The organism is Rhodobacter sp. NTK016B (genome assembly GCF_017303295.1).
GTDB lineage: Bacteria > Pseudomonadota > Alphaproteobacteria > Rhodobacterales > Rhodobacteraceae > Pararhodobacter.
This window is the reverse complement of sequence record NZ_JAFKOK010000002.1, coordinates 217,971-242,924: the sequence shown is the minus strand read 5'-3', so window position 1 is coordinate 242,924 and position 24,954 is coordinate 217,971. Positions and strand designations below refer to the sequence as shown.

Here is a 24,954-nt window from a genome sequence, read left to right as displayed (position 1 = left end):
TTATGTGGCGCCGGTGTCGAGGAAGTATTTATGACGCTTGAAATTGAGGGTGAGACGAAAATTTTCTATCCCGGCGATCCCGAGTATGAAGCTGTATTTGCGACCAGAGTTTATCATGTCGACAGCGAGGAAACCGCTCTCGATTGCGAGCTTAGTGCCGCCAAAGGTGGCTTTCAGGTGGCGAGCGTAGGCCGGAAAGCTAGTCCCCACAGCAGAGACGTCGAATGGCCCCCCTGTGACGGGGAGTCCGAGGCGTTCAGCCAGGGTAATCTCGATGAAATTGTGCCGCGCACCGGTATCGATCAGCGCGAGTTCCCGCAGGGTTCCGTCTTTCGACGAGACAATGAGATCGACGACCGGGATGTAAGCGGACTTGGAGGGGCGGGCATAAGTGATGCCGCCGTCGTCCATGAACCGAATGCGCGCTCTATGCTTCATCGGACGATCTTGGCAGCGGCGCGAGTGATTTTTCAACGTTTCAATTCGGGGGTGAAGTAGATGGCCCTTTCCTTCCCCCTCGGGCTGGATGCGTTCTTCGGCGGGCTTCCCGTGCGCACCAGCACGTTTCACTTGCCCGCCTCGCTGGCGATAAGTCGCACGCGCGGCGGCGCGATCAAGACGGCGCGGGTCTCGGAACGGCTCTGGCAAGGGCAGATCACACTGCCCGTGCAGCGTCATGCCGAGGCCGCGCGAATCGAGGCGCTGATTTCTGTCCTGTGCGAGCCGGGCCGCTCTTTCTTCGTCCATCCGCGTCCGCTTTTCGCGCCGCGCCTTGACCCGACGGGGGCCGGTCTGGGCGGGGCAACGCCCGGAATTGAGAGTGTCGCAGATGGCGGGCGCGAGTTGCGGATCGCGGGCCTGCCACCCGCCTATGTGATTTCAGCGGGTGACTTCCTGTCCTTCGCCTATGGCTCAAACCCGGTGCGCTACGGCCTGCACCGCGTGGTCGCGGGCGCGGCGGCGAATGCGTCGGGTCTGACGCCGATGGTCGAAGTCACGCCCCCGATCCGACCGGGCGCCGCAGCGGCCGCGCCGGTAACCCTTGTGCGACCGTACATGAAAGCCGTGTTGGCGCCGCCGATGGCGCCGATTTCCGAGATCCTGACGACGTCGGCCCTGTTGCTCGACTTTGTGCAAACGCTGGGGTGAAGGCAGTTCCATCATATGTATTATGCTATGCACGAGTTTGTTGCCGCATGATGAAGCTGACGACGATGTGGGTGCTTCAGAAGATATAACTTGGAATTGGCGGATCTCCGTTTATTGTTGGCTTTAAGGTTGTAGTGTTATGTCAATAAAAAAGGTGCTGGCATGCCCGCGCAAACGAATCATCCTAGCTTCCCGCAGCCAGTAGAGCCGACACTTGTGTGGAGATTCATGGACCTTCCACGATATCTAGATATTGCGGCGCGGGGGCGGCTTTTTTTTAGTCGTCAAGACAAGTTCAGGGATACGTTCGAGGGCGAGATTCCGAGACTTTCCCGCTATGGAATAGCCATGCAGTTCAGAGAATCGGAGGCAAAGCAGCTCAAAGAAAATCCGAACATTCGGCCTAATCCTGGTGCAAGAGCTTTGGAAGGGCATTTTTTAGATTATCTCCGCAATGTTAGGCGGGAGAATTATATTAGTTGCTGGCATATGAACTCAGCTGAGTCAGCTGCTATGTGGGATTTGTTTGGCCGTGATGGCTCTGCGATCGCGTTCAAGACGTCATATCAGAGATTCAGAGATTGCCTGCCAGATTACGCGTATCTTGGCATGGTGAATTACATAGACTTCGATAAGCAGTTTTTCGACTTGAAGAATGTTTTCAATCCCGCGATGCATAAAAGAAAGTCATTTGAGCACGAAAAAGAAATTCGGGCAGTAATTAATAAGTTTCCTAATGAGTTTTATGGCTTTGATTCTGATGAGGCTTTTAGTGCGGCACATGAGTTGACAGATTTCGGTCTGACTATTCCGTTTGATGTAAATGCTTGTGTTGAAGAGATTCTGATTGGCCCTGATGCACCCCCTTGGTTCGAGCGGATGATTAAAGAGACCAATGCGAAACTTTCGATTGAGACCCCCGTTAGGAAGTCTGCATTATATGATGTTGCTGCTTTTCGAGCTCTCGACTTTTGATTGGGCGCGGGAGCGCTTCTGCCGTCTCTTGGTTGTTCATGGCTTATGGCTCGAATTGGCTTGGGCGTAAGAGCAACAACATTGAGGATTGCGGCGAGATCGTCCCGTGCCCTTGACGAAAGCCGAGTAGGTCCTCGGCGCTAGTATTGCTTGACCTCCCTAGGGCGAGGAAAGAACGCTCGGCGTAAGCGTCGGCTGTCTTTTCTATTTTGATCCGAATTGTAGCCCTTTGGGCCCTCGGGCTTCCCGTTTGCCTCCTTCCTTCGCTGGTCTGACCCGGTATCATCCCCCAAGAAAGGACTTCCCCATGATCAACCACGCCCCCACGGCGCGGCGCTCGTTTGCGCCTTTGTTCCCCGGTGACACCGCCCCCGCCGATCTCGACAAGGCGATGCTTGAAGGTGCGGCGACGTTTCACGGCGACCCCAAAACCGGCATCGTCCGCATGGTCGTTGCCACGGGCGGCGCGCGGGTCGAGGCGGTGCTGACGCCCGATCTGGTCGGGATGCTGGCACGCGCCAGTCTCGACGCGATGCGCGCGGCCCTCGGTCAGCCGTCGGAAGGCCAAGCCGCCGAGCCTGCTGCGGCAAACAATTGATGCCGCATTGACCACAAGCATTGAGTGCTGGTTTGGGTCGAAGCGAAATCTCTCGAAGCTACGCTTCGGGAATTGAGTTCTTTGCTTGCTCGACAACGTCAAGGGCGTATGCAAGCTCTGGCGATGCTCCCAAAACGCTTTCCATGAAGTCGATATCTGCTTGATGGAAGACGCCTTTCCTCAAGAGCAATGACAGGGTCATTTCTTGCAGCGTCAACACAGAAATCAGGGCGTCTCTCAACTCTTTGGGTGAAGGCGTCGTGAGCTTTTCAACCATGAAAACAGTCTCCTAGATGTTGGTGGCTCAAATCTATCTGAGTGCCGCCCACATGATTATGTGAAGCACGCAGGCGCTTTTCCAAGCCTCTAAAGGAGATATAATGCGTTTCCTTCCATCAGTCGTCGCCGCGCATTACGCGGCGGGCGGTCATGCCGATGTGCAGGTGCTGGTCTGGATCACGGCGCGCGACCGGGTGACGGGCGCGCCGCACTCGCTGGGCTTCTGGTCCGGGGCCGATCATCAAGAGATCGAGGTCGAGGGCGAGCTGCGCACGTATTACGGCGTGGGCGCCTTGCTGGGCTTCGAGCCAGTGGCGTCGGTGTCCGCCGCCCAGAAGCGGGTTTGGTCCCTGTCTGTTTCGCCTCTGGATGCGCAGATCGCCGAGGCCGTGCGCGCCTATGACGCCCGCCTCGCGCCGGTCGAGGTCCATGAGTGGCACCACGACCCGCTGACGCATCTGCCCTTGGCTGAGCCGGTGCGCGTCGTGCGCGGGACGCTGATGGAGCTGGACATTCCCACACCGCCCGACGGGCAGGAGAGTGCCGCGACGCTCAAGGTGGTCTCGGACGCATGGCGGCTCACGCAAGGGCTGACCCTCAAGCGCAGCGATGAAGCGCTCAAAGCGCGCAGCGGCGGGGCCGATCGGTTCCGGCGCTACAACAGCCTCGTCGGCATCAATGTCTGGTGGGGCGAGAGATCGGCCACGGATGCGGGCGGCGGCAGGCCGCGCCCGCCCGTCGATGGTCCGAACACGGGCTGGCAGGACAGGTAAATGCACAAAACACCGGGCTGGCAAAACCGGCTGGTTGCGTATCTCGCAGCCGCCGGGCGGGAGAGGTTTGTGCCGGGGCAGCACGATTGCGCGCTGTTCGCCTCGGGCGCGCTGGCGGCGATGACGGGCGTGGATCTCGCCGCGCCCTATCGCGGCCGCTACACGACCGAGCGCGGCGGGATCCGCATTCTGCGCAAGGACGGATACCACGACCATGTCGCCCTCGCGGCGGCGCATCTGCGTACGCGGGCGGATGGGGAACGTGCCCGGCCCGGCGATCTCGCTGTCATCCCGACCGAGACCGGCCCCGCGCTCGGCGTGGTGCAGGGCGCGGCGGTCTATGTGCTGACGCCGGATCGGCTGGCGCTTGTGCCGTTGGCACAGGCCGTCACCGTCTTGGAGGTGCGCTAATGCCTTATGTCGGTGGCTTCCTTCTGGGCGCGTTCGGCGGGGCCGGAATTGCTGTTCCCGCCGCTCTGTCGGCGGGCGTGGCGGCGGGCGCGACCTTCGCCGCGTCGGCGCTCGGGGGTATCGCGCTCAACCTGCTGTCATCGGTCGCGCTGTCCGCGCTGTCGATGGCATTGCAGCCGACGCCGAAAGCGGCGGGCCTGCGCACCGAAACCACCTTGCGCGGTGGCACGGTTCCCGAGGTCTTCTTGCTCGGGCGCAGCGCCACGGGCGGGACGATGGTCTGCCCGCCTATGGCGCATGACCTGCCGGGCAAGACGCCGAATGCGTTTCTGACCTATGTGATTGAGCTGGCAGGCGTCCCCGGTCACCAGCTCGACGGTCTCAGCCTCAATGGCGAGGCGGTCGAGATCCTGCCGGATGATCCGCATCCCGATTACGGGCAGCGGATCGGCGGGGACTACGACGGCCGGGCGTGGGTGAAGTATTACGACGGCACGCAAACTGTCGCCGACCCGATGCTGGTCGCGACCTATCCCGCGCCTTATGTGCGGCCGTGGACGGCGGACATGGTGGGTGAAGGGATCTGCTATGCCGTCCTCACCTTCCGCTATGACCGCAAGGTCTGGTCGGGCTGGCCGCAATGCCGCTTCGTGCTGTCCTCGGCCCCGGTCTATGACCCGCGCAAGGATAGCTCGGTTGGGGGCGATGGCCCGCATCGCTGGGGCGATGCGTCCACCTATGAGCCGTCGAACAACGCGGCCGTACTCGCCTATAACGCCAAGCGCGGGATCGCGCTGCCGGGTGGCGATGTTTGGGGCGGCAGTATCCCGGCCGAGGATCTGCCGATCGCCGACTGGATGGCGGAAATGGACCGCGCCGACGAAGCGGTCGATGACGGCGACGGCGGCACCGAGCCGCGCTATCGCGCTGGTGTCGAAGTCCGGGCCGATGATGAGCCGTTCTCGGTCATTGAGGAACTGCTCAAGGGTTGCAACGGTCAGGTGAGCGAGACCGGCGGCGTCTGGTCGCTGCGCCTCGGCGCACCGCGTCTGCCGGTCCTGTTCTTCGAGGATGCCGACATCATCGCGGATGAGGCCGAGGACTTCCGGCCCTTCCCGCCGCTCGATCAGATCTTCAACGCGATCTCGGCCACCTATCCCGATCCGGCGCAGAATTGGGAAAGTGCGGAAAGTGAGCTGGTCACGAATGCCGAATGGGAAGCCGAGGACGGCAATCGCCGCCTGACCGCCTCGCTGTCGCTGCCCGTCGTACCTTATCCCGCGCAGGTGCAGCGCGTTACCCGCGCGCTGATCGCCGATCACCGGCGCATGCGGCGGCACGTCCTGACCCTGCCGATGGAAGCCGCCGCGCTGGAAGCGCTGGACGTGGTCTCTTGGACCTCGGCCGAGAACAGCTATTCCGCGAAGCTCTTCGAGGTCACCGAGGCGATCCGCGATCTGCGCACCCAGCTTGTGCGGGTGTCGCTGCGCGAGGTCGAGCCCGAGGATTACGAGATCCCCGAGGGGATCATCCGCCCGACACCGCCCGCGCCGGGTCCGGTCAGGCCCGCCGCGCAAGCCGTCGAAGGATGGCAGGCCGACCCCTACACGATCACGATTGAGGGCAAGCCCCGCCGCGCGGGCATCCTCGCCCGCTGGGAGGCGGATGGGGCCGAGGATGCGCGCGGCGTCCGCGTGGCCGTCCGCCGGCAGGGCGATGCCGGCGACGGCGTCGAGCAACCGCTGTATCCGGTCGCAACCGGGGGCGCGGCGATCACCGATGGCATTCTCGCGGGGGTGTACGAAGTCCGCGCGCAGTATGACGCCGATCGCCCGACGGATTGGACAGACTGGACCTCGGTCGCGGTTCCCGCCGTGGGCTTCGGTCTCGATGATCTGGCGCCCGCGCTGGTCGACTGGCTGGGCACGATGCGCGATTGGATCGACGACGGCATTCCCGAGGTCCGCGATCTTGCGCAAGCGCTCGCCGACGAAGCACAGGCCCGCGCAGATGCGGTGCAGGCGGTGGCCGATGAGCTGGCCGAGGAAGCTGACGCGCGCTCGGCCGAGACGCAGGCGGCGGCCGAGGCGTTGCGGGCCGAGCGCGATCGCATCCGGCAAGTCGCGGCCGAAGTGGTCGAGCTGGCTGCCAATGACCATGCCGCGCGCGAAGAGATCCGCCGCTCGGTGCAGGTCCAGCTCGGAGATCTGGAAGCCAGCTTTGACGAACAGGTCCTGACGCTGGCCGATGCGGACTTCGCGCTGGCCGCGCGGCTGACCAGTGTCGAGGCGACAAGCGACGACCTGTCGGCATCCATCAACCAAGTGGATCAGGCCCGGATCGACGGGGACAACGCGCTCGCCTCGCTGGTCGCGGCGGTGGCGGTGGGCACGGCGCAGCAATTCGACCATGCGGCGATCTGGTATTTCGACACGACGACCGAGGGCTGGACCGGCGCGCCCGTGGCGCCGACCGCGTCGGACGGATGGTTGCGGCCGGGCCTCGGGTCCTCGGCGGTCTCGCCCTCGGGCCTTGGTGTCGAGGCCGCGATGTATGCGCAGGTGCGCGCCCGTATCCGCGCCATTGGGGCGCCGGTCTGGGCGGGTCATCTGTGGTGGGCCGGTGCTGGTCAGGGTTGGGATGCAGCCCGCCGCGTGACGCTCGATGAACCGGCCTTCAGCTCGGAAGGGGTGGCCGAGATCACCTTTACCCCCGGCTGGTCGGGCGCGATTGATGCGATGCGGCTTGATCTGGGCGACGGCACCGATGCCGCGAATTACTACGAGCTCGACTGGATCGCGATCGGCCGACCGTCGCCGGGGGCGTCCTCGGCCGAGCTGCTGACCGAGCAACAGGCGCGGATCTCGGCCGATAGTGCGCTGGCCTCATCTATCGTCGCTCTGGAAGCGGAATTGACCGCCGCCGATGGTCAGATCACCGGCAACGCGAATGCGATCAACGCGCTGGATGCGCGCGTCGGGGAAACCGAGGCCGGGCTGGAAGCCGCCGCCACGTCGATTGAGGCACTGGAAGCCTCGGTGAATGACGACGCAACCGGGCTGGACGCGCTGGCGAGTGCCGTCGATAGCATCGCGGCCGAGGTGGGGCTGCTGTCGGATGGCTCGCAATATTCCTACGCGGCCGCGATCCGGGATCTGCAAAGCAGCCTGCGCGGGGTGGCGCTGGAAGGGCTGAACGCTGCCGCCCGCGATGAGATCGAGCGCCGCCGCGTGCGGGACTATGTCGCCTCGGCCACGCAGGCGCTCAACACGCGCGTGGATGCGACGGACGGGCAGGTCACGATCATTGCCGAGGCGATCACCAAGCTCGGCGCGCAGGTGCTGGATGCCGAGGGCGCCGTCCTCGCCAATGCCGGGGCGCTCGATGCGCTGACGGTCGAGGTTGTCGATCAGGGCAACGCGCTCAATGCCGCTGTCACCGCCCTGACCGCGTTGGAGGCCAGCGTCGGCGGGCTTGAGAATGACCTTGCCGCCAAGGCCAGCGCCTCGGCGCTCAATAGTCTGGGCGCGCGCGTGACCACGGCCGAGGGCGAGATCGACGCAGTGTCGAGCGCGGTCACCGGACTTGAGGCCGACATCGAGGATCTGGAAAGCGGCCTCGCGACCAAGGCCAGCGCCAGCGCCGTTAGCACGCTGACGGCCCGTGTCACCGCGACCGAGGATGAAGTCGAAAGCCTTTCGAGCGCGGTCACCTCGCTCGAAAGCAGTCTCGATGCGCTGGAAGGCGATGTTGCCACCCGCGCCAGTGCCTCGGCCCTCAATGCCCTGACCGCGCGCGTGACGACGGCCGAGGGGCAGATCACGGCCAATGCCAACGCGATCACGCAGATCAACGCTGACCTGTCCGAGCTGGACGATGAGCTGGCGACCCGCGCCAGTGCATGGGCGCTGAATGCGCTTTCGCTCGAGGTCTCGGAAATCGACGGCGAGCTGTCGGCGCTGGCATCCTCGGTGACCGCGCTGGAAAGCAGTGTTGATGCCGCGACGGCGGGCGCAAACTTCAAGATGGAAACCCTCGCCGGGCCGGGCGGTTACGCCCGCATCGCCATGTCTGCGCGCTATGCGGATGGCTACGGCTTCAAGGAAGCCGGGCTCTTTATTGACGTGTCGTCGGACTGGAACACGCCCTCGCGCATAGGTGTCTTTGCCGATCAATTCGTCATCGCCACCGGCAGCGGCGTGCGAACGCCGTTCATCGTGGACGGCGGCAATGTCTATGTCACCGGGGAGGCTATCCGTCTGACCGGCGCGACCACGGTTGACGGCACGTTCGCCATTCGCTCGGGCTGGACCGGCGCGCGCGTCGAGATGGACACCTCGGGCATGCGGGTCTTCGATGAGAACGGCATCGCGCGGGTGCGCATCGGGGATCTGTCCTGATGGCGTTCGGGTTCGAATTCCGCGACGCGGCGGGCAATGAAACGCTGACGATTGATGAGGCGATGCCGCGCGTCATTGATGAGCAGCGCCTTGCTTGGGGCTTCTCGGGCACGATCTGGGTGCCGGGCTTCGATGACCAATACGGGATGTTCTATGTCAGCCCCGAGCTGCGCATAGCGACGCCCTCAGCCGGGCAAGAATGGTGGCAGGCGCAGACAGTGCGCCCGAGCGTGCCCGCGACGCCCTTCCCGACGCTCAATTGGAACAACGCCACCAAGGCGATGAGTATCGCCCCGGCCACGCTGCCCGACGGCTGGCCCGTCCAGCCGCCGCGCTTCTACTGGCTGGTGTTCCTGGGTCTCAACGCGCGCTTCGAGGTCTGAGCCATGGCCTATGGGATTGAGTTGACCAACAGCGCGGGCGTGCCGGTCTTCGATCAGGCGTCGCGCTGCCTGCGCGTCGTCGCCAGCGGCGCCACGATTGACGCGGACGCGGCGGCCGAAGCGGCGTTCCAAGAATATCAGGCTTTGCCCAGCCCCAAGCGGCTGCATCAATTGTCTTTCGGGCAGGCCCGCAGCTTCGAAGGGCCGGGCGCAACCGCGATGCCGCATAGCGGGTTCGCCTTGCAGCTCATGGGCACCGGCTATCCGGGCTTCCCCGAGGCCAAGGTCTATGCCGTGCGGCCCGTCTTCGATGCGGCGGGCGGCGGGTTCTCGGCCTTCTATCGCTGGACGGCGCAGCCCATCAATCGCGCGATCGAGACCGAGATCAACGTCCCCGGTGTACCGGGCGGCACCTTCTGTCTGGTCAACGGCGTGCGGCAGTACCGCATCCTTGCGCCCATCCCGACACCGGGGGGTTATGCGAGCGATTACGGGATGCAGATCAGGGATGCCTCTGGCGCGGTGATCTTCGATAGCCGCGACACGTTCCTTGCGGTGCGCTTTGCCTTCATCGTGCCGAAGGCCGTTGCCGACGACGTCCTTTATAACGGCGCCACGCGCGACGTGACCTTGCCCGAACCGATGCCCAATTCGTGGGTCTCGGTGCCGATCCTGAGTTGTTTCAACGTCGTGTTCCTCGGACGCCGCTTTGCGGGCAGTGGCACGCGGCGGATTGATACCTGGCGCATGGACCGGGTCGAGCTGCAACAGATCGACGCCAGCACCATCCGGGTCTCGCGCAATACCGGCGCGGCGGTCGAGTACGAGAACCCGGCCAGCCAGAACCCGCAGCCTTACTACAGCTACAGCCACGACATCATCGCCTATCTCGCGCGCAACGTGGGTTAGGCGCCCTTTCCCTTAAACAAAGGACGGTCGCATGACGACACTCTACAAAACCGGCGCGATCTCGATCGGGGCCGGGTCCACGAACGTGACCGGGTCGGGCACCGCATGGACCACCAGCGGCACGCGGCCGGGGGATCTGCTGATCGCGGGCGGCGCGGTCGCCGAGATCGCCTCAGTGACCTCGGCCGCCGGGATCACGCTGGCGAATGCGTGGCCCGCCGCAACGCAGGCGGCAGTCAATTACGCCATCCTGCAACTCGACGACGGGCTGCGCGCGCTCATTGCCGCGAACACGCTCTTGCAGGCGCTCGATGGCGGCACGCTGACCTCGCTCGCGGACCTGCCGGGCGTAGCGAACAAACTGCCCTACTTCACGGGCGAGAATGTCATGGGGCTGACCGACTTCGGCGCGGCGGCGCGGGCGTTTCTGGCGGCTGACCCGGTGATGACGGCAAGCGCGCTGGACGCTACCGAAGATCGTTTGCTGAAGGTCGGAGACTTCGGCCTTGGAGTAACGGGCTTTCCGCCAAATCTCGGCAATTGGGACGCGATCGATACCCCGTCGGGTGACTATGTGTTCTCCGTGACAACGACGGGCAACGGCACCAGTACACCACCCGGCTGGGTCGCAGGGAACTACGGCTTTGTCCGGTTGACGCGCTTCAGCGCCACAGCATTGATCCAGACCGCCGAGCGGGCCGCTGGCACACGCGAGCGCTGGTCAAGGCGCTACAGCGGATCGTCCTGGGGGGAATGGGTCAAGGATTACACGCAGCATTCCGTTCTCGGCCTCGTCTCGCAGTCAGGCGGTGTCCCGACGGGCGGGTTGTTCGAGCGCGGCAGCAACAGCAATGGCGAGTATCTGCGTCTCCCGGATGGGACGCAGTTCTGTTGGATCTATGCGTCGCCTAATTTCGCCGTGGCGGGCAATTATGGCGGCTCTTTCCCTGCGGCATTCGTGAGTACCCCAGCGGGCGGCTCACCGAGCATCCGGTCGGGGAGCTCTGCCGCACGGGACAATCTGCAATCGCTATCGAGCTGGGGGCCGTCATCGCCGACGGGTTGGTTCATCACGCGAGATGGAAGTGGGCCGGGCGGCTCTGCCGCCGAGGTTGCCATAACGCTCATGTTCATCGGCCGCTGGTTCTGAGGAGATCCCTATGCATCTGATCCTTTCCCCTATTCGCGGCCTGCCGGGCCAAGTCGAGACCGTGATCTCCGTCGCGGGTGACGTGCTAATCATCGACGGCGTGGCCTATGACCTCGCCCCCGTGCCCGAGGGCGGCCGCGCCACGCCCGCGCCGGGCGATCATCCTTTCGTCGGCCCCATCACCCGCGAAGGCGGGGTGATCCACGCGACGATCCGCGTCGTGCTGGATGACACCGCCGCGCCAGATCAGCTTGCCAGCCCGTGGGCCGTCACCGTCGCAGACGGGCCTGTCACCATCCCCGCCGACCGCATCGAGGAACCCGCCGTATGATCACCTTTGAAACCATCGAAACGGCCGAAGACATTGCCGCCGCTGCACTGGCCGGTGCCAAGACCGAGGCAAAGCGCCATCTGCATGACTGGATGGCCGCTGCCCGGCGCGCTGCGATCACCGATCTGCCGGGGCAGGACCTGATCTATCAGGCCAAGGAAGCCGAGGCGCGCGCCTATGTCGCCGACCCGTCGCCCGATCTCGCCGACTATCCGCTGCTGTCGGCCGAGATCGGAATCACCGCCCCCGATGCCGCCGCGCTGGCCGCGCTCTGGATCTCGCTGTCGGCCGATTGGCGCGCGACCGCCGCGACGCTGGAAGCCCTGCGTATGGCGACGGGCGCAGCGATCGACGCCGCCACGACCGAGGCCGAGGTCGCCGCCGCGATCGCCACCCTGCCGGGGGCGGCTGCATGACCCTGCAAACCGCCATTCTGACCGAAGGACCCCGCCATGCCGCAGCCTGACCGCCCCGAGCCTTGGCATTTCGACAAGCGTATCCCGATTGCCACTCTGGTGGTTCTGGTGACGCAAATTGTCCTCGTGGCAATGTTCATAACGACGCTGCGCAACACCGTCACCGGCAATGCCGCGCGGCTGACCGCGATGGAGCAGCGCGTCGAGATCATGCGCGGCCAAGCCGCCTCGCAGGCCGTCCAGCTCGGCCGCATCGAGGAAGGGCTTGAGGGCGTCCGCACCGACATCAACCGATTGATCACCAGCTTGGAGCGCATCCGATGACCGCGACACCTTGGATCGGGGCCGCGATGCCCCGCGACCTGTCCTCCGCCGATTTCCAGCGCGCCGCCGCGCGGCTCGGCTGCGACCCGGCCGCTCTGCGCGCGGTCTGGGAGGTCGAAGCCTCGGGCCGGTGCTTTGATGCCTCGGGCGGCGTCCTGCGTCGCTTCGAGCCGCATCACGTCCCGCGCGCGCTCTGGTCCGCGATGGGCTTCGCACCGCGCGCGGGTCAGGCCCCGTGGCGGGCCTCGCTGGCGCTGTCGCAATCCGCCCGCGCGCGGATGTTCTCGACCGCCGCGCAACTCGACATGGACGCCGCGCTGATGGCGTCGAGCTGGGGCGGCCCGCAGATCATGGGCTTTAACCATGGCGCGGCCGGGTCGGCATCGGCGCGAGACATGGTCGAGGCGATGGCACGCGGCGCGCCCGCGCATCTGGACGCCTTCGTTGCGCTGGTGACGGCGTGGGGGCTGGATGCCGCTTTGCGCGCGCATGACTGGCTGAGCTTTGCCCGCCGCTACAACGGTAGCGGGCAACCCGAGGTTTATGCGGCGCGGATCGAGGCGGCATTCCGGCGTCATTCCGGCGGCGCACGCTCGCCCGTGGTGCTACGCGTGGGCGATCGCGGCCCGGCCGTGGCGGTGCTTCAAGAGGCCCTTGGTATTCCCTCGGATCGCGCCTTCGGTCCCTTGACGCTCGAAACCGTCGAAGCCTTCCAGCGCGCGGCGGGCCTGCCCGTCGATGGGGTGGTCGGGCGGCGGACGTGGGAAGCGCTCGGCGTCGAGGCCCCGGTCGCGGCCGATGCCCCCGCGCAGCGCTCGACGGCCGAGCGTCGCACCGCACTTGCCGCAACAGCGGCGGGCTACGTCGCGCCCGTCGCGGCGGCGGTCCCGGCCGTGGTCGCCCTGCAACCCACGCTGCCCCCGGTGCTCTGGCAGGTCGGGCTGTGGGTGGCGTTCGGGCTGGCGCTCGTGTGGATCGCGCCGGTGGTGCTGAGGCGCGTCAGAGGGGCGTGGCGGACGTGATCGCCGCAATTCTTACCCGCTTCACATGGCCATACGCCCTTGTCGTATTTGGCTTGCTGGGCGGAGCGCTATTCACCGCCGGGCTGGGCTTCAGCTGGCGCATGTATGACCAAGGTTACGCGGCGGGCTGGTCTGATGCCCAAGCTGTCCTTGATCGAGCGACCGAAGAAACCCGTGAAAGGATTGGCGATGCCCCTATCTCGATTGGTGACACAGCTGACGATCTTGATTTCCTGCGTGATCGATTTGAGCGCTTGCACCAGTGATCCTCTGCTTATCGAGCACCCTGTTCTGGATGCCCTAGAGCCTGAGATCGAACGGCTGGCCGTCTGTGCGCTGGATCTCCACGACAGCTTCGTATCGGGCCTTGTGGCTTCCGAGAACGTCACCTGTGTGGTAGCTGTGGCGCGCAACATGGTTGGCATTACTGAAGCGGCAAATGACTAACATCTGCATTGAGGGATGTTTAACAACACCTCAATGATCCCAATTTTCAGTAATATACTCTTTTGGTTGATAATTGTCTGGATCGTTGCTTTCCGTGCCAGTAGCCTAGTCATCGACACCGGCGTGTCCGACAAAGGGGCTGTGGTTTCGACGAAAGCGCGATCCCTGCGAGTAGCTTGTTTCCTGCAGAAACCGTCGAACAGCAGAGCCATTATGAAAGGCGACGAGCATATGGAACTATCGCAAGTGAGCGCGGACAAAATGGCGGCACGTTCGGGTGCCCTGCACTGGCTGATGGCGCCCGTCCTCGCCTTGGCCTTGGGTGTAAGCGGCTGCGTGCAAAGCGCATCCGAGATCAGCGGAACCCCGGTAACACCCGAGGTAATGCGCGGCGATATGGCTGCCGCGCGCGGCTGGCTTTTTGACCGAGAAGAGGGCTTCTGGTTTGAACCCGACGGCACGGCTTTTTGGATTAGCCGCGGCTCACGGATGATCGTCACGCGCAGCACCGTCGCGAGCGCCGAGGGGCGTGGGCTTTGCGTTGCCCCGCAAGGCAGTTGGACCGGCAGTTGCCTTCAGGTTTTCGAGACTGACAGCGGTTATCTCTGCCGCGTGGAATTCGGAAACGGGCGTGGGCGCACGGAAAGCTGCGCGCCGACAACAACGCGGTGGTTCAATGCCTAAGGCGCCGCGCTGATATCAGCGCATGCGGCTTTCGGGTCCTCGCCGAACGCAGTTTCTATAGAATTTTGGTACTTAGGTGCGACCGAAGGCGCACGTTGTTGTTTGCGCTTGCCGGTCAGCGCTCAAGGCGTGTGTAGCTTGTTCAGCCTGCTCTCGCGAAGGTGCTCGCGCCGAGTGTCGCGATGCAATGGCGCGCAAGGCAGAGGCACGAGAGCTGCGCTAGCTGCTGGAATTGTGTCGGCAAGAGCATGGAACACCCGTCGCCCCAGAGGACCCGCTGGACGTGGCTCTGGCGCGCGTACAGGCGGTCGGTGCGCGTATCAGGAGCAGGTCAGCGCGTGTCGGGCGTGCGATAAGAAGCGAGATAGCGCCGCATCTTCTCCGCCAACACGTCCGCGCCCGAATTCATCAAAGCAGCGTTGATCTCCAGCGCCGGGGCGTTTTTGGCCTTTGGATGAAAAATCACCAGATCGTGCTGCGTTCGTCGCGTGGTGATGCCGGACGCGCTGTTGTAGCCGTGTGTCACGACGGTCCGGTTCTCGCGCTCGATACTCGCAATATCGCTCCAGGCCAGCTTGCGCCCGCGCGACTCGATCCCGTATTCGTTGACCCGCAGGACAACACGCATGCCGATAAGGGCCGCTATGGCGGTCACGGCTATCCAGGACACGATGAAGGCAACGGCGCCACCGACGCCAAAGCCGTCGGGCATGTCCGACGCGACAAGCGGAATGCCGAAGTACATCACAAGATAAATGACCCCGAGCATTCCGCCGATGACGGGTCCGAGGATGGGGGATGCGCGATACGTCTCAGGTTCCATTACACTGACATTCCACGACTGGACTGCTACTCGGCGACCTTTTTTCCTTTCGTAACCTGCACGGCATTGGTCGGCTATCGTAAATTCGCGGCGAAGGTCCTTGGGGCCGCTTCGGGTCGGGACCGGTGCTCCGCTGCGCCACCAACGAACGGCAGGTCTGGGCGGGAAGCGGTCGTTCGCTGCGTGTCAACTAAAGCGCCCTAATGCTAAACGCCGACAAGCCGTCGAGCCACGCACGAAGGTTGGCTCAGGGTCGCAGGCATTAGTCGACCAGTTCGGATAGGAAGAGATATCGACGTGTCCCAGTTAGCTGGAACGCAAAAATGGTGTCAGCTTCGCTCCAGCAAGTCAATTAGGCGCAAATAGCGATAGTCTGCGGCAAGAGACGGTTCAGCTTCGCAAATCAGCGCAAGCATTTTTGGTAGATCATAATGGGGCCGAGCGAGCTCACTTGGGGTGACCCTGTGCAATAAATCCAACGTCACCTCAGGAAACTGAGTACCGAGAGGTTCTTGTTCTCCCTGCTCTCGGAAGAAACGATAAAATGGAAGGTTATCTTCATCCACTGACACCAAGAACTCCTTCACAACTTCATAAACGGCGGGCAAGTCATTGCCTGTGTGGTCAAGCATACTAATCCAAGCTCTCACCGACCCGGAAGTTCGGGACTGGCGTTCTCGGGGCCAGTTTTCACGAACGAAGGGGACCACGTGTTTGACCCAACCATCCTCGTTTTTCTGCCCTACGCGCCCTAACCAGAAAATGAATTGATTGCGTGAACCGTCTGACATTGCCCGAAGAACAGATCGCATCTCGACTTTGGTAAGACCACCTGGTTCATCAGGATGAAACACCCGCATGAAACCCAACCATTGCGCGGCCACTTTTGAGAGGTTGCGGTCCCATGAGAAGTCTTCGACCCTTGGAAAAAGATCGAGCATCAGGGGCTTTATAACTTCGGCCAGCGGGGCCCACGGGACACGCGGACTGTGAAGGAAACCGTTCCATGCTGGCTCCGAGGCCGGATGATCATATGCCAACAGAGGCAATAGGCGCTCTTTGGTCCAGTCGGGATCGATATGCATCAGCAAGTTGAGCCGGCGTGTCGTTATCGACACTGCGTGATCTGAGCCTTCACCTGGTGCTGCGAATAGGCGTTCCAACCGTCCCTTGATGTACTCAGGAACCAAAGAACCGGCTTCCTGATTCTTCCCAGGTAAAGTTTGGAACAAAGCCTTCGCGCACATTCCCAACGGTCCGTTGATTGCATGACCATATGTGCGTCTGGATCGCCCGGTAACCTCTCCGGCCCGCCGGACCTCTCCAAGACCACTTACTGCGGCGTTTGCTCCACCGCTCAAGATACCATCAACAACGTGATCGAAAACCATCCAGCCCAGGTCATGGTCGAACTCAAGAACCCTGACTAGGTTCTGTTCCAGCCAACGACCCAATGTATGACGGAGTTGTATAACGGTTGGGTGGGGGAGGCCAGCAACACGAAGCAGAAAGGCTCTTCTGAGACGGGGAGCGATGTTTACGGGCAACTCGACGATCATTACCGCCCAGAGTGCCTTGGGATAGTCGCCCTTTTTGGCCGCGACCGAGAGAGAAGAAAGGGCCTTGCGAGGGTTTGCCTTCACTAGACCAGTGAAAGGTCTCCTCTCGGTAAGATCGGGAAAGCGTCGTGGCGAATCGGCTTGTGCTCGATCCACGATTTCATCGACTGGTAGATCAATTATCTCATCCGGCGTTTCGTCCGTTTCGACAAACCCTGCGTGGATGCCGTGTTCTATTACCGTTGCAGTAGCGCGACCGTCGGTCCAATCCGGAATCTCAGTGATGATTTGCGCCAATCTGGTGGCAGCGGCATCGGGAAGATCGCAACCATTCAATTGAAGGTAACGACCATATCTGGCGGCAGTCCGATCACGAAGCGAAGGGTATTCCTCGTCTGACCAATAGTCCCTTTGGTCGGGCCCCGCGACGATACGCTCAGCCAAGGCTTCCTTGCTCTCGTCGGAGAGTTCTTGCCATCGATCTACTAGGGTGAAGAGAAGTTCACGCACCACGTCATTGTCCCAGAACGTCGCCTGATCGAACCCGGCGATGATGCCGGCGGCGTCGTTCGCGTCGAACAGTTCAGGCTTCGACAGCGCATAGAGCTTCAGTTTACGAAAGAAGTACTCGTCGCGTTCGTCCCAGAACATTGCATGGGCCGTCGCCCGTTGGGGGGCGAGTGCCACAAGCCGGTTGAAGAACTCAATGAACAGAAGAAACTGCTCAGCAGAATCATGGTACTGCTCGCCACCGTCTGTTTCCCGATCCGGGAAGCATGTAGGCGTGGTGAAGTAGGATACACCAAGGTCGGAAAGTAGTCCTGCCGCTATAATTAATTGGTTTTCCAGAAGACCAAAAACTGCAGGCACGGCCTCATCTGGCACGCCGAGGTCTTCGCCATGCCGCTCCAGATATTTGACCTCGAACCGAGCGATCTCTTCGATACAGAGTTCCCCCCATTCCGATGTCGGCGGCTTGTTTTCATGCAGGCCCATGGGGCCCTTTTTGTGCAAGCATGGTGTGGCGGCGTTTTGGAAGTCACGCAGGACGCTCGGAACCCAGCCCTCTTCGGCAACGCGTTTCTTTAGATCGTACCAGCGCCCGTGCCACCTGCGGTTTCGAGGGTCACGGTGGTGTTCCAGTATAAGGTTCCAAATTCGTCGGCAGTTCTCGTCAAGGTCCTTCGCTTGGTCGAGGTGTCGAGCGATCTGATCGATGAGGCGAGGATGCAGGCCAAGTTGACGAGCCGCCCACCATGCGATCACTGGCGATTGAGATGACTTGCCGATCCAGCGGATGAGATGCCACAAGCGGGTTGGCATCGCCTCATGGCCTTCTAGCTGGCGACTTCCTAGGCGGTGAAAATCTGGTGGGTTGTCATCGCCATTCCGCCATTCGAGCAGATTGTCGTTTCTGATCCCTCGCCTGGAATCTTCATCGCTGATCGGACCAAGGTCATCGTCGAGGCCATATGCTAGGACAGGATCGAATTCCTCGGCCTCTTCATGGTATCCACTGCTTTTCTTCGCATTGCGGACGAATGCATCGAGAACACAAACCCACTCTGGGTGTGGCGACGGTTCGGCGTTAGCAAACGCCTTGGCTCCAGGAACAGAACGCAGGATATGAGCGACTTGCCCACGCTCGTGAGGTGACATCTCCTTCGGGTCGAGTTGCGCAGAAGCGACGACCCGGCTCCGCCAAGCACGTGGGTCGTCAGCCCGTTCTGCCCAGGCTTCCATGGACCGCCATAGATGGGGATGATCTTGATAGGCGATGGCGGTGACGCCTCGATCTCGCCACTTGGCTTCAATCGCTTCCGGCTCCCCTCGGTCGAAGGCATAGAGTCGAGTTCGATCGAACTGACCGTCGTGGTTGAGCCCTTGAAGAAGGTATTTCACGGGTGGATCTTCAGCCTGATACCCGACAAGAACGACAGTGTATCGTTCCAGCAGGCCGCTGATGAACTTTGTGGCCCATGCCTCGGACAGATACGCTCTACCGAAGTCTGCACTGCTCAACACATAGGGGTGTTGGGTTGCATTTCGCGCAACGAGCCGACCGTGCAGATAGGTAATACCGTCGATCGGCGATCCGAATGTTAAGTCAGGGAATGCCGGGGGAATATGGGTTGGAATGCCGCCCGCTTCGTCGCCAAATTCGAAAAGGTGATCGAAGTTGGTTGTTACGATCTGAGGGACACCACGCTGGTTCGATGAAATTCTCTTAATCAAGCCATGTTCATAGCCGACGGTTTCTGATGTCGATGGGATCAGCAAACGTTCTGTTACCAGCGCATTGACCTCATCCCGACCATACTCCTGGTGTAGAAGATTGAATATCTGATCGAGGGGCACATTTGCTGCGGTTGGATCGGCTCGCCAAGGGTCGAAAGCCTTCATGATCTCTGAATATTGAGGTGGATCGAAGAAGTCGATCACATGCTTCGTAAGCCCAAGAAACGTTGGCATGCCCGAGTTAAATGAAACTCCAGCACCGCAGAGGAAGACGACCCGACCAGCGTCGCAACGCTCCATGAGGACATCAGGGATGGCAGGGCCATCCGCAAAGAATCTCATAGTCAATACCCGTTATTTGCAAAGTTCCCCGATTATTTGACTATGACGGAATACAATACAAAATGAAGCGCATTCTGTATCTAACGCGTGGCTGCACTGCGGCGCTTCGATATGTCTTGAGCGACAGCTCTGGGCCGGGAGCGACGCCCGCTGCTGTCTGGCCGGCGCACGACCCGCTGCGCCGCCGCATGACCGCTCCGAGCCCAAACCTTCCGAATGGTGTAAAGCCGCTAAATGATCCGTTGCTCCAGCTCGGCAGGATCCGCAACGTCGACATGCCAGAAGGCGCGCGCTTCAGCCGGAAGCTTTGCCAAAACGCGCTCGAAGTCTCTTCCATTGGTGCAGCGCCGAACCGCCCATGCCGTCGCCTCAATCGCATTGTCCGGCGTTAGGTTGTGGTTTACCCGCACCTCCTTGACTTCCGAGATGAGCGTCTCTCGGTCGTCAAACGCTGCGCGAGGCTCCGTAACATCCCAGTTTTGAAGAAAGATCGAGCGAAGCACGCTTGGCAAGATACTTGCGAAGTTCAAGCCCTCCTGAGCGGTCAGACGACGCCGGAACACCTGAAAGACCGCATCGACCGCCGTGTAAGCCATGTTGTCTGACTCGAGGGACATGCGCTCTTTCACGTCATCGAGGAAAGCGCGCCATTCCTTGGAGGCGTGCCGATATGTCCACGGCATTGGCATCGGTCGCTGGTTCCTTTGGCGTCATCGTCACCGACACTCTTATCTAACTCCACGGTATTTGTCGAACAAACCAACGGCAGCTTCGTCCGCGCTGCCGACCTTCACACTCCGAAAATGCTGCGCGACGCACGAACGAACGCTTTGGGGAAGCTGCGGCGCGGCGACGGTGATCCTGGCCAAGGTCTGCTAAGGGCCGATAGTTGCCCCGATAGGCAGCCTGCACCGACGCGGGCGACCAACTGCAGATCATCACATCGGGCCGCCCCTTCCGTCCGCAAACGCTGCATCGCAGTCGGTGGATGTCGCGAAAGGTCGCGGCTGCCTCACCCAGATCAGCAGTCCGCAACACCGCGCGATGACCACAGGCGCAATCTACCCGGATGATGGATTCGCCGCGCGGTGACGTCGGCATTGTCTAGGGCTGTAAGCTGGTGCCGTCCAGAACCGATGGTGCTGATACCCTGCGCGAAAGAGCGTCCGCTGCGTTTTGCATTTAGCCGGTAAGTTATTGATCTTCCTGAGGCTGAAAACAGGGAGTTTTTCAGTGAAGTCGTTTAGAAACAAATAGTTGCGGCTGTATCATAATCCGCGTGTCGGGGGTTCAAGTCCCTCCTCCGCTACCACCTTACAGCCCTGAAATTGTAGTGCTTGCGGTCGCAGTTCGTATGATGACCGGCGTAGTTGCAGGAATGCCGCCTGCGGCGCGACTCTTCCTTTCCTCACCGCCGTCAGGCCACGCGGACGATCCCGGCGGTACTGAGTGCGTTGACGCGGTTCATGAGGTCGATGCGGATGTGGATTTCGGCAGTCTGGTGGTCGGAGTCTCTTGCGAGTGGTAGTGATCGCCGTGCCTCCGCGTCCGGTGGTGGCGCTGTTGCAGCGGCGAGTGAGGGGTCTTGCCTTCAACGCTTGTGGCCCGAAATTTGTCGATAGCTTCAGCATCTTGAGCCAAGTCACTTTTGGTCACGGGTTCAAACCGTTGGACCCGGAGTTGGATCGCCTTCCGAGGTCTAAGGGTCTTCCCAGAAGTCTGTTGGAAAATCATGCAAAAGTTCCGCAGCCTTGTCCTCGATCCAATCCTGTCGGTCATCGCTGGACCACGACCGGCTGTCGGGTTCTTCCAAAAGAAGGTGCTTGGACTTCTTGATTGCCTGACGGTACAGCATGTCTTCTATGCGCGCATCCGGCACGATGGCATAGACAAAGCGCCCGCCCATTGCCGCCGCGAGACTTTGCATCTGTTTGATGGACACACCGCCGTCAAGCTCGCTCCGTTCCGCCTGATAGACTGCATTGCGGCTGACCCCCCGGCGCTTTGCGACCTGTTCGGCAGACATGCCCAACGCATAGCGCACAGAGGCAATCCAACCCTTTTCGGGCATCTCGACATCCGCTATCTGCTTGGTTGTCGCGTCGATCATACGCGCCAGGCGGCGTCTTTTCATGAAGTCGGGCATCTGCATCCTCTCGGTGCATGAGGAAATCCGTAGGTCCACCCTAAGCCATGCTTAGATATTTTTCAGACTAACAGACTATTTGCATATATATACCTAACATTTTCTGAAAATGTGCCCATATAGGAATCGAGAGGACGCCTATGCTTTCTACATTTCTTATGCCCGAAGCGATGGTTTTTGCAGTCTGTCTTGCAGTTGTCGCAGGGCTGTTCATTCTTGAAATTCTGACGGCGCTTTTGGGCGGTACGCTACTGGGGATCGGCAGCGATGCGCCGGATCTCGATCTCGACGCGGATTTTGACTTTTCTGCCGAAGTTGCGGATGGCGGCGGTCTGGCGGTGGATGATGTGGGACCTGATCTCGAAACCGGCGGTGCCGGGACGTCGGGACTATTCACCTGGATCGGCGCGCGGGATGTCCCGTTTCTGATCTGGCTGGTGTCATTTCTGACGACTTTCGGGCTGTTTGGTTTGATCCTTCAATCCCTGAGTACCGGTATCTTCGGCGCGCCATTACCGGCCATCCTGGCCTGCGTCATCGCCTTTGTGCCCGCACTCGGAGTCACGCGCGTGATTGCGAACTGGGTTGCCCTGATCATGCCGAAGACGGAAACCACCGCTGTTAGGGCGCGCCATCTGGGGGGCTGCCATGGGACCGTGACACAGGGCACGGCGTCGCGTGGGAAACCGGCCGAGGTCAAGATAAGAGATCGCCACGGCAACATCCACTACCTGCGTGTGGAGCCTTTGCGCGACGACGAAACTTTTGAACAGGGCAGCGATGTAACCCTGATCCGCAAGCGGGGCGACAAGTTCTTTGTGATCTGAACGGCCCCCCAAACGAGTTTTCAAAACCCAAGGAGTATTAAATGCAATTGGTTGAAATCCTCACGATCGCAGGGGTCATCGTTGCCCTTCTGGTCTTTATCGGTCTTATCATGGCGCGTCTCTACAAGCGCGCAACGCGCGAGACGTCTTTGGTGAAAACCGGGTCTGGCGGACGCAAAGTCATCATGGACGGAGGGACAATCGTCGTTCCCTTCCTGCACGAAATTTCAAAGGTCAACATGAAGACGTTGCGCCTCGAAGTGTCGCGCGTGAATGAACAATCCTTGATCACAAAGGATCGGATGCGCGTTGATGTCGGGGTTGAGTTCTATGTGTCGGTGAATGCCACCGAAGATGGTATTTCGCGTGCGGCGCAAACGCTGGGCGATCGGACGTTCCACGTCGAACAACTGCGCGAGATGATCGAGGGCAAGCTGGTCGATGGTCTGCGGGCTGTCGCCGCGCAGATGACAATGGATGAACTGCACGAAAACCGCGCCAGCTTTGTCCAGGAGGTGCAGAACGCGATCTCCGAGGACCTTCTGAAGAACGGCTTGGAGCTGGAAGCTGTCTCGTTGACTGCGCTGGACCAGACGCCCTTCGAATCGCTCGACGAAAACAACGCGTTCAATGCCGTCGGCATGCAGAGACTCGCGGCGGTTATCGCAACCTCTCGCAAGCAACGGGCCGAGATCACGGCCGAGGCGGATGTGTCCGTCGCTCAGTCCGAGATGGAAGCCGAAAAGCGCAAGTACCAGATCGAGCGCGAGAAAAAGCAGGCCGAGATCAAACAGATCGAAGAAATCCAGACCCTGCAGGCTCAGCAGGAGGCGCAGATCGCGCGCAATCAGGAAGCCTCGGACCGGGCCAAGAACGAAGCACGCATTGAGCGTGAAAAGGCCGTCCGCGCAGCAGAAATTGAGCGTGAGCGCACCATTCGCGAAGCAGAGATCGCCAAGGAACGGGAACTGGAGGTCGCTGATCAGGAACGTCAGATCATCGTGGCCCGCAAGTCCGAGGAAGAAAGTCAGGCCCGAGCCTCTGCTGACAATGCCCGGGCAGAAGCCAAGAAAGCCTCGGAGGCGATCGAAACCGCCCGGGCCGTTGCAGAAGCGGAACGCGCCAAACAGATCGCGTTGATCGAAGCGCAGAAAGAAGCGGAACGTCAGGCAACGGCCATCCGTTTGGCTGCAAAAGCGGAAAAGGAAGCCGCAAGCGACCGTGCCGCCGCCAAGCTGGAAGAAGCGCAGGCAGACGCCAGCGCGATCACGATCCGAGCCGAAGCCAAGAAAGCCGACTTGCTGGCAACGGCAGAAGGCCAGAAGGCGATCGCGAATTCGGAGAACGAGTTGAGCGCCGAGATCATCGCGATGAAGGTGCGCCTTGCGCAGCTGGAAGCCATGCCTGCGATCATTGCAGAAATGGTGAAACCCGCTGAGAAGATCGATTCCATCAAGATCCATCAGGTCACGGGGCTAGGGGGCGCCGGGGGCAAAGATACCGCGTCAAACGGGGGAACCCCGGTCAATCAGGCGCTCGATTCAGTGCTTGGCATGGCGCTTCAAATGCCCGCGATGCAGGCTTTGGGGAAAGAGCTTGGCATCAGTCTGGAGAACGGGCTTTCGGGGGTCGTCAACGACGCGATGGACGTACCGGCAAAGGCTAATTCTGAGTCAGCCAAAGTCCGTCCAGTAGACGGTGCGGCGAGCAGTTCGGAAAACTGACTCGCTCGCCCCGGTCTTTTGATCGGAAGCACAAGCAAACTCGCCGCACACCGTCAGAGGTGTGCGGCTTGGCGCCGTTAACACAACCGACCTTGGTGTGGAGTGCCCCAACAAGTAGTCCAACTTGAATATTATTGCATGGCCGGTCTCTGCTCTGTCGGGACGCAGGTTCTTGGCGCTTGTTGTCTGCATCTCACAGCAATGCGCCGCATGGCGGTGCTGCGGGACGGGCACGCATCTTGTCCTGACAGGGGCCTTCCAAGGCGGCACCGGGCCGATCTTTCCCCGCGCGGGCGCCTCAAGAGCCCGTCGTGCGTGAGGCGAGGGCCTAGGGCAGCAGGAAGTGGAACGAGCGGGTGATGTCGTCCTCGAGCGCGGCATGGGCCTTGGCCCGGTCCCCTGCGCGCAGGGCGGCGATGATCTCGTGATGATGGGCGTGTTCGTCGATCTGCCCGGCTGCGGGGCGGTTGATGATCAGGTTCAGATAGGCGCCATATTGCAGCCACAGGGCCTCGATCATCGGCAGCAGGATCGCGGATTCACTGAAGCCGTAAAGCTTGTGATGGAAATCGTGATTGGCGACCAGATCAGGCAGCGCGGCGGGGCCCGTCTTTGGGCGCGTCAGGATCTCTTCGAGCGTGTCGATATCCGCAGAGGTCATGCGCGTCATCGCCAGATCCAGCACCAGCTTCTCTAAGGCCAGACGCGCGGCTTTCAGATCGGCGGCCCGGCGGGCATCGAAGGCGGGCACCATCAGCGTGCGCGACGGCGTATCGACCAGCGCGCCTTCGGCCACGAGTCGGCGCACCGCTTCGCGCACAGGGGTCATCGACACACCCAGCTGATCGGCCAGCGTGCGAAGGCTCAGCACATCGCCCGGCGCGAAGGCGCCACGGGTGAAGGCATCGCGGAGCGCGAAATAGACATTTTCGCGCAATTTCAACGGGTCGATGCGGGCGATGATCGGGGTGCTCATGTTGGCTCTTGACAGCTCCAAATCATATCTTTGATAAAATATCACACATCACAGTCGACTCGGTCAAG

The 24,954-nt window shown here is 61.5% G+C and carries 24 protein-coding genes and 1 pseudogene; 17 read left to right on the top strand and 8 right to left on the bottom strand.

Going from position 1 to position 24,954, the window contains the following annotated elements:
* Nucleotides 1–411 (bottom strand): retropepsin-like aspartic protease, encoded by a 411-nt coding sequence (locus JI664_RS03520; protein WP_207012335.1) that lies wholly within the window; start codon nt 409–411, stop codon nt 1–3.
* Between the two features lie 87 nt (nt 412–498).
* Between JI664_RS03520 and JI664_RS03515 the strand changes: the two genes are divergently transcribed.
* The 3 genes from JI664_RS03515 (at nt 499) to JI664_RS03505 (ending at nt 2,722) form a co-directional block, all read left to right on the top strand.
* Nucleotides 499–1,149 carry a hypothetical protein gene (locus JI664_RS03515; protein ID WP_207012334.1) on the top strand — a complete coding sequence of 217 codons (651 nt, stop codon included), beginning with the start codon at nt 499–501 and terminating at the stop codon, nt 1,147–1,149.
* 162 nt (nt 1,150–1,311) lie between these two features.
* A complete protein-coding gene (locus tag JI664_RS03510; protein WP_207012333.1) occupies nt 1,312–2,124 on the top strand; it encodes a hypothetical protein in 813 nt (270 codons plus the stop codon).
* Between the two features lie 307 nt (nt 2,125–2,431).
* Entirely contained in the window at nt 2,432–2,722 is a 291-nt protein-coding gene (locus tag JI664_RS03505; RefSeq protein WP_207012332.1) for a hypothetical protein, read from the top strand.
* 58 nt (nt 2,723–2,780) lie between these two features.
* On the opposite strand, the gene JI664_RS03500 is transcribed toward JI664_RS03505, so the two are convergent.
* Nucleotides 2,781–2,999, bottom strand: a complete 219-nt coding sequence (locus JI664_RS03500; protein ID WP_207012331.1) for a hypothetical protein — start codon at nt 2,997–2,999, stop codon at nt 2,781–2,783.
* A gap of 103 nt (nt 3,000–3,102) precedes the next feature.
* Between JI664_RS03500 and JI664_RS03495 the strand changes: the two genes are divergently transcribed.
* The 12 genes from JI664_RS03495 to JI664_RS03440 all read left to right on the top strand — a co-directional run bounded on the left by JI664_RS03495 (nt 3,103) and on the right by JI664_RS03440 (nt 14,251).
* A complete protein-coding gene (locus tag JI664_RS03495; protein WP_207012330.1) occupies nt 3,103–3,774 on the top strand; it encodes a hypothetical protein in 672 nt (223 codons plus the stop codon).
* Nucleotides 3,775–4,185, top strand: a complete 411-nt coding sequence (locus JI664_RS03490; protein WP_207012329.1) for a DUF6950 family protein — start codon at nt 3,775–3,777, stop codon at nt 4,183–4,185. It begins immediately after the preceding gene.
* Nucleotides 4,185–8,585, top strand: coding sequence for a phage tail protein (locus tag JI664_RS03485; RefSeq protein WP_207012328.1), 4,401 nt, complete (start codon nt 4,185–4,187; stop codon nt 8,583–8,585). Before JI664_RS03490 ends, JI664_RS03485 begins: the two co-directional genes overlap by 1 nt.
* Nucleotides 8,585–8,968 carry a hypothetical protein gene (locus JI664_RS03480; RefSeq protein WP_207012327.1) on the top strand — a complete coding sequence of 128 codons (384 nt, stop codon included), beginning with the start codon at nt 8,585–8,587 and terminating at the stop codon, nt 8,966–8,968. The genes JI664_RS03485 and JI664_RS03480 overlap by 1 nt, the downstream gene beginning before the upstream one ends.
* 3 nt (nt 8,969–8,971) lie before the next feature.
* A complete protein-coding gene (locus JI664_RS03475) occupies nt 8,972–9,877 on the top strand; it encodes a hypothetical protein (RefSeq protein ID WP_207012326.1) in 906 nt (301 codons plus the stop codon).
* Nucleotides 9,878–9,908: 31 nt separating this feature from the next.
* Nucleotides 9,909–11,027, top strand: a complete 1,119-nt coding sequence (locus JI664_RS03470) for a pyocin knob domain-containing protein (RefSeq protein ID WP_207012325.1) — start codon at nt 9,909–9,911, stop codon at nt 11,025–11,027.
* Between the two features lie 10 nt (nt 11,028–11,037).
* Nucleotides 11,038–11,358 (top strand): hypothetical protein, encoded by a 321-nt coding sequence (locus tag JI664_RS03465; protein WP_207012324.1) that lies wholly within the window; start codon nt 11,038–11,040, stop codon nt 11,356–11,358.
* The gene (locus JI664_RS03460) at nt 11,355–11,774 is read left to right on the top strand and encodes a hypothetical protein (RefSeq protein WP_207012323.1); all 420 of its coding nucleotides are present in this window, start codon (nt 11,355–11,357) and stop codon (nt 11,772–11,774) included. The genes JI664_RS03465 and JI664_RS03460 overlap by 4 nt, the downstream gene beginning before the upstream one ends.
* Nucleotides 11,775–11,810: 36 nt before the next feature.
* Complete coding sequence (locus tag JI664_RS03455; RefSeq protein WP_207012322.1) at nt 11,811–12,098, top strand: hypothetical protein; 288 nt, start codon at nt 11,811–11,813, stop codon at nt 12,096–12,098.
* Nucleotides 12,095–13,120 (top strand): N-acetylmuramidase domain-containing protein, encoded by a 1,026-nt coding sequence (locus JI664_RS03450; protein WP_207012321.1) that lies wholly within the window; start codon nt 12,095–12,097, stop codon nt 13,118–13,120. The genes JI664_RS03455 and JI664_RS03450 overlap by 4 nt, the downstream gene beginning before the upstream one ends.
* A 135-nt stretch (nt 13,121–13,255) precedes the next feature.
* Entirely contained in the window at nt 13,256–13,567 is a 312-nt protein-coding gene (locus JI664_RS03445) for a hypothetical protein (RefSeq protein WP_207012320.1), read from the top strand.
* Nucleotides 13,568–13,582: 15 nt separating this feature from the next.
* Nucleotides 13,583–14,251, top strand: coding sequence for a hypothetical protein (locus tag JI664_RS03440; protein WP_207012319.1), 669 nt, complete (start codon nt 13,583–13,585; stop codon nt 14,249–14,251).
* Nucleotides 14,252–14,582: 331 nt separating this feature from the next.
* Here JI664_RS03440 and JI664_RS03435 read toward each other — a convergent pair whose 3' ends face one another.
* From JI664_RS03435 to JI664_RS03415, 5 genes and pseudogenes are all read right to left on the bottom strand, one after another.
* The gene (locus JI664_RS03435; protein WP_207012318.1) at nt 14,583–15,074 is read right to left on the bottom strand and encodes a hypothetical protein; all 492 of its coding nucleotides are present in this window, start codon (nt 15,072–15,074) and stop codon (nt 14,583–14,585) included.
* 329 nt (nt 15,075–15,403) lie between these two features.
* On the bottom strand, nt 15,404–19,213 hold the full coding sequence (locus JI664_RS03430; RefSeq protein ID WP_207012317.1) for an SIR2 family protein: 3,810 nt from the start codon (nt 19,211–19,213) through the stop codon (nt 15,404–15,406).
* Between the two features lie 230 nt (nt 19,214–19,443).
* The gene (locus JI664_RS03425; protein ID WP_207012316.1) at nt 19,444–19,902 is read right to left on the bottom strand and encodes a DUF2267 domain-containing protein; all 459 of its coding nucleotides are present in this window, start codon (nt 19,900–19,902) and stop codon (nt 19,444–19,446) included.
* Nucleotides 19,903–20,630: 728 nt separating this feature from the next.
* A pseudogene (locus JI664_RS03420) lies at nt 20,631–20,732 on the bottom strand (IS5/IS1182 family transposase); the annotation flags it as partial.
* A 180-nt stretch (nt 20,733–20,912) separates the two neighbouring features.
* Nucleotides 20,913–21,359 (bottom strand): hypothetical protein, encoded by a 447-nt coding sequence (locus JI664_RS03415; RefSeq protein ID WP_211201610.1) that lies wholly within the window; start codon nt 21,357–21,359, stop codon nt 20,913–20,915.
* A gap of 140 nt (nt 21,360–21,499) precedes the next feature.
* On the opposite strand from JI664_RS03415, the gene JI664_RS03410 reads away from it, so the two are divergent.
* Both JI664_RS03410 and JI664_RS03405 read left to right on the top strand, forming a co-directional pair.
* Nucleotides 21,500–22,186: a YqiJ family protein gene (locus JI664_RS03410; protein ID WP_207012314.1), complete on the top strand. Its 687-nt coding sequence runs from the start codon at nt 21,500–21,502 to the stop codon at nt 22,184–22,186.
* Between the two features lie 41 nt (nt 22,187–22,227).
* Nucleotides 22,228–23,910 (top strand): flotillin family protein, encoded by a 1,683-nt coding sequence (locus JI664_RS03405; protein WP_207012313.1) that lies wholly within the window; start codon nt 22,228–22,230, stop codon nt 23,908–23,910.
* A 328-nt stretch (nt 23,911–24,238) separates the two neighbouring features.
* Here JI664_RS03405 and JI664_RS03400 read toward each other — a convergent pair whose 3' ends face one another.
* Complete coding sequence (locus JI664_RS03400; RefSeq protein ID WP_207012312.1) at nt 24,239–24,886, bottom strand: GntR family transcriptional regulator; 648 nt, start codon at nt 24,884–24,886, stop codon at nt 24,239–24,241.
* Nucleotides 24,887–24,954: the final 68 nt, after the last annotated feature.

Coding starts and splice junctions, on each gene's coding strand:
- JI664_RS03520 (WP_207012335.1), bottom strand. CDS start 411: ATGGACGACGGCGGCATCACTTATGCCCGCCCCTCCAAGTCCGCTTAC.
- JI664_RS03515 (WP_207012334.1), top strand. CDS start 499: ATGGCCCTTTCCTTCCCCCTCGGGCTGGATGCGTTCTTCGGCGGGCTT.
- JI664_RS03510 (WP_207012333.1), top strand. CDS start 1,312: ATGCCCGCGCAAACGAATCATCCTAGCTTCCCGCAGCCAGTAGAGCCG.
- JI664_RS03505 (WP_207012332.1), top strand. CDS start 2,432: ATGATCAACCACGCCCCCACGGCGCGGCGCTCGTTTGCGCCTTTGTTC.
- JI664_RS03500 (WP_207012331.1), bottom strand. CDS start 2,999: ATGGTTGAAAAGCTCACGACGCCTTCACCCAAAGAGTTGAGAGACGCC.
- JI664_RS03495 (WP_207012330.1), top strand. CDS start 3,103: ATGCGTTTCCTTCCATCAGTCGTCGCCGCGCATTACGCGGCGGGCGGT.
- JI664_RS03490 (WP_207012329.1), top strand. CDS start 3,775: ATGCACAAAACACCGGGCTGGCAAAACCGGCTGGTTGCGTATCTCGCA.
- JI664_RS03485 (WP_207012328.1), top strand. CDS start 4,185: ATGCCTTATGTCGGTGGCTTCCTTCTGGGCGCGTTCGGCGGGGCCGGA.
- JI664_RS03480 (WP_207012327.1), top strand. CDS start 8,585: ATGGCGTTCGGGTTCGAATTCCGCGACGCGGCGGGCAATGAAACGCTG.
- JI664_RS03475 (WP_207012326.1), top strand. CDS start 8,972: ATGGCCTATGGGATTGAGTTGACCAACAGCGCGGGCGTGCCGGTCTTC.
- JI664_RS03470 (WP_207012325.1), top strand. CDS start 9,909: ATGACGACACTCTACAAAACCGGCGCGATCTCGATCGGGGCCGGGTCC.
- JI664_RS03465 (WP_207012324.1), top strand. CDS start 11,038: ATGCATCTGATCCTTTCCCCTATTCGCGGCCTGCCGGGCCAAGTCGAG.
- JI664_RS03460 (WP_207012323.1), top strand. CDS start 11,355: ATGATCACCTTTGAAACCATCGAAACGGCCGAAGACATTGCCGCCGCT.
- JI664_RS03455 (WP_207012322.1), top strand. CDS start 11,811: ATGCCGCAGCCTGACCGCCCCGAGCCTTGGCATTTCGACAAGCGTATC.
- JI664_RS03450 (WP_207012321.1), top strand. CDS start 12,095: ATGACCGCGACACCTTGGATCGGGGCCGCGATGCCCCGCGACCTGTCC.
- JI664_RS03445 (WP_207012320.1), top strand. CDS start 13,256: ATGCCCAAGCTGTCCTTGATCGAGCGACCGAAGAAACCCGTGAAAGGA.
- JI664_RS03440 (WP_207012319.1), top strand. CDS start 13,583: ATGTTTAACAACACCTCAATGATCCCAATTTTCAGTAATATACTCTTT.
- JI664_RS03435 (WP_207012318.1), bottom strand. CDS start 15,074: ATGGAACCTGAGACGTATCGCGCATCCCCCATCCTCGGACCCGTCATC.
- JI664_RS03430 (WP_207012317.1), bottom strand. CDS start 19,213: ATGAGATTCTTTGCGGATGGCCCTGCCATCCCTGATGTCCTCATGGAG.
- JI664_RS03425 (WP_207012316.1), bottom strand. CDS start 19,902: ATGCCAATGCCGTGGACATATCGGCACGCCTCCAAGGAATGGCGCGCT.
- JI664_RS03415 (WP_211201610.1), bottom strand. CDS start 21,359: ATGCCCGACTTCATGAAAAGACGCCGCCTGGCGCGTATGATCGACGCG.
- JI664_RS03410 (WP_207012314.1), top strand. CDS start 21,500: ATGCTTTCTACATTTCTTATGCCCGAAGCGATGGTTTTTGCAGTCTGT.
- JI664_RS03405 (WP_207012313.1), top strand. CDS start 22,228: ATGCAATTGGTTGAAATCCTCACGATCGCAGGGGTCATCGTTGCCCTT.
- JI664_RS03400 (WP_207012312.1), bottom strand. CDS start 24,886: ATGAGCACCCCGATCATCGCCCGCATCGACCCGTTGAAATTGCGCGAA.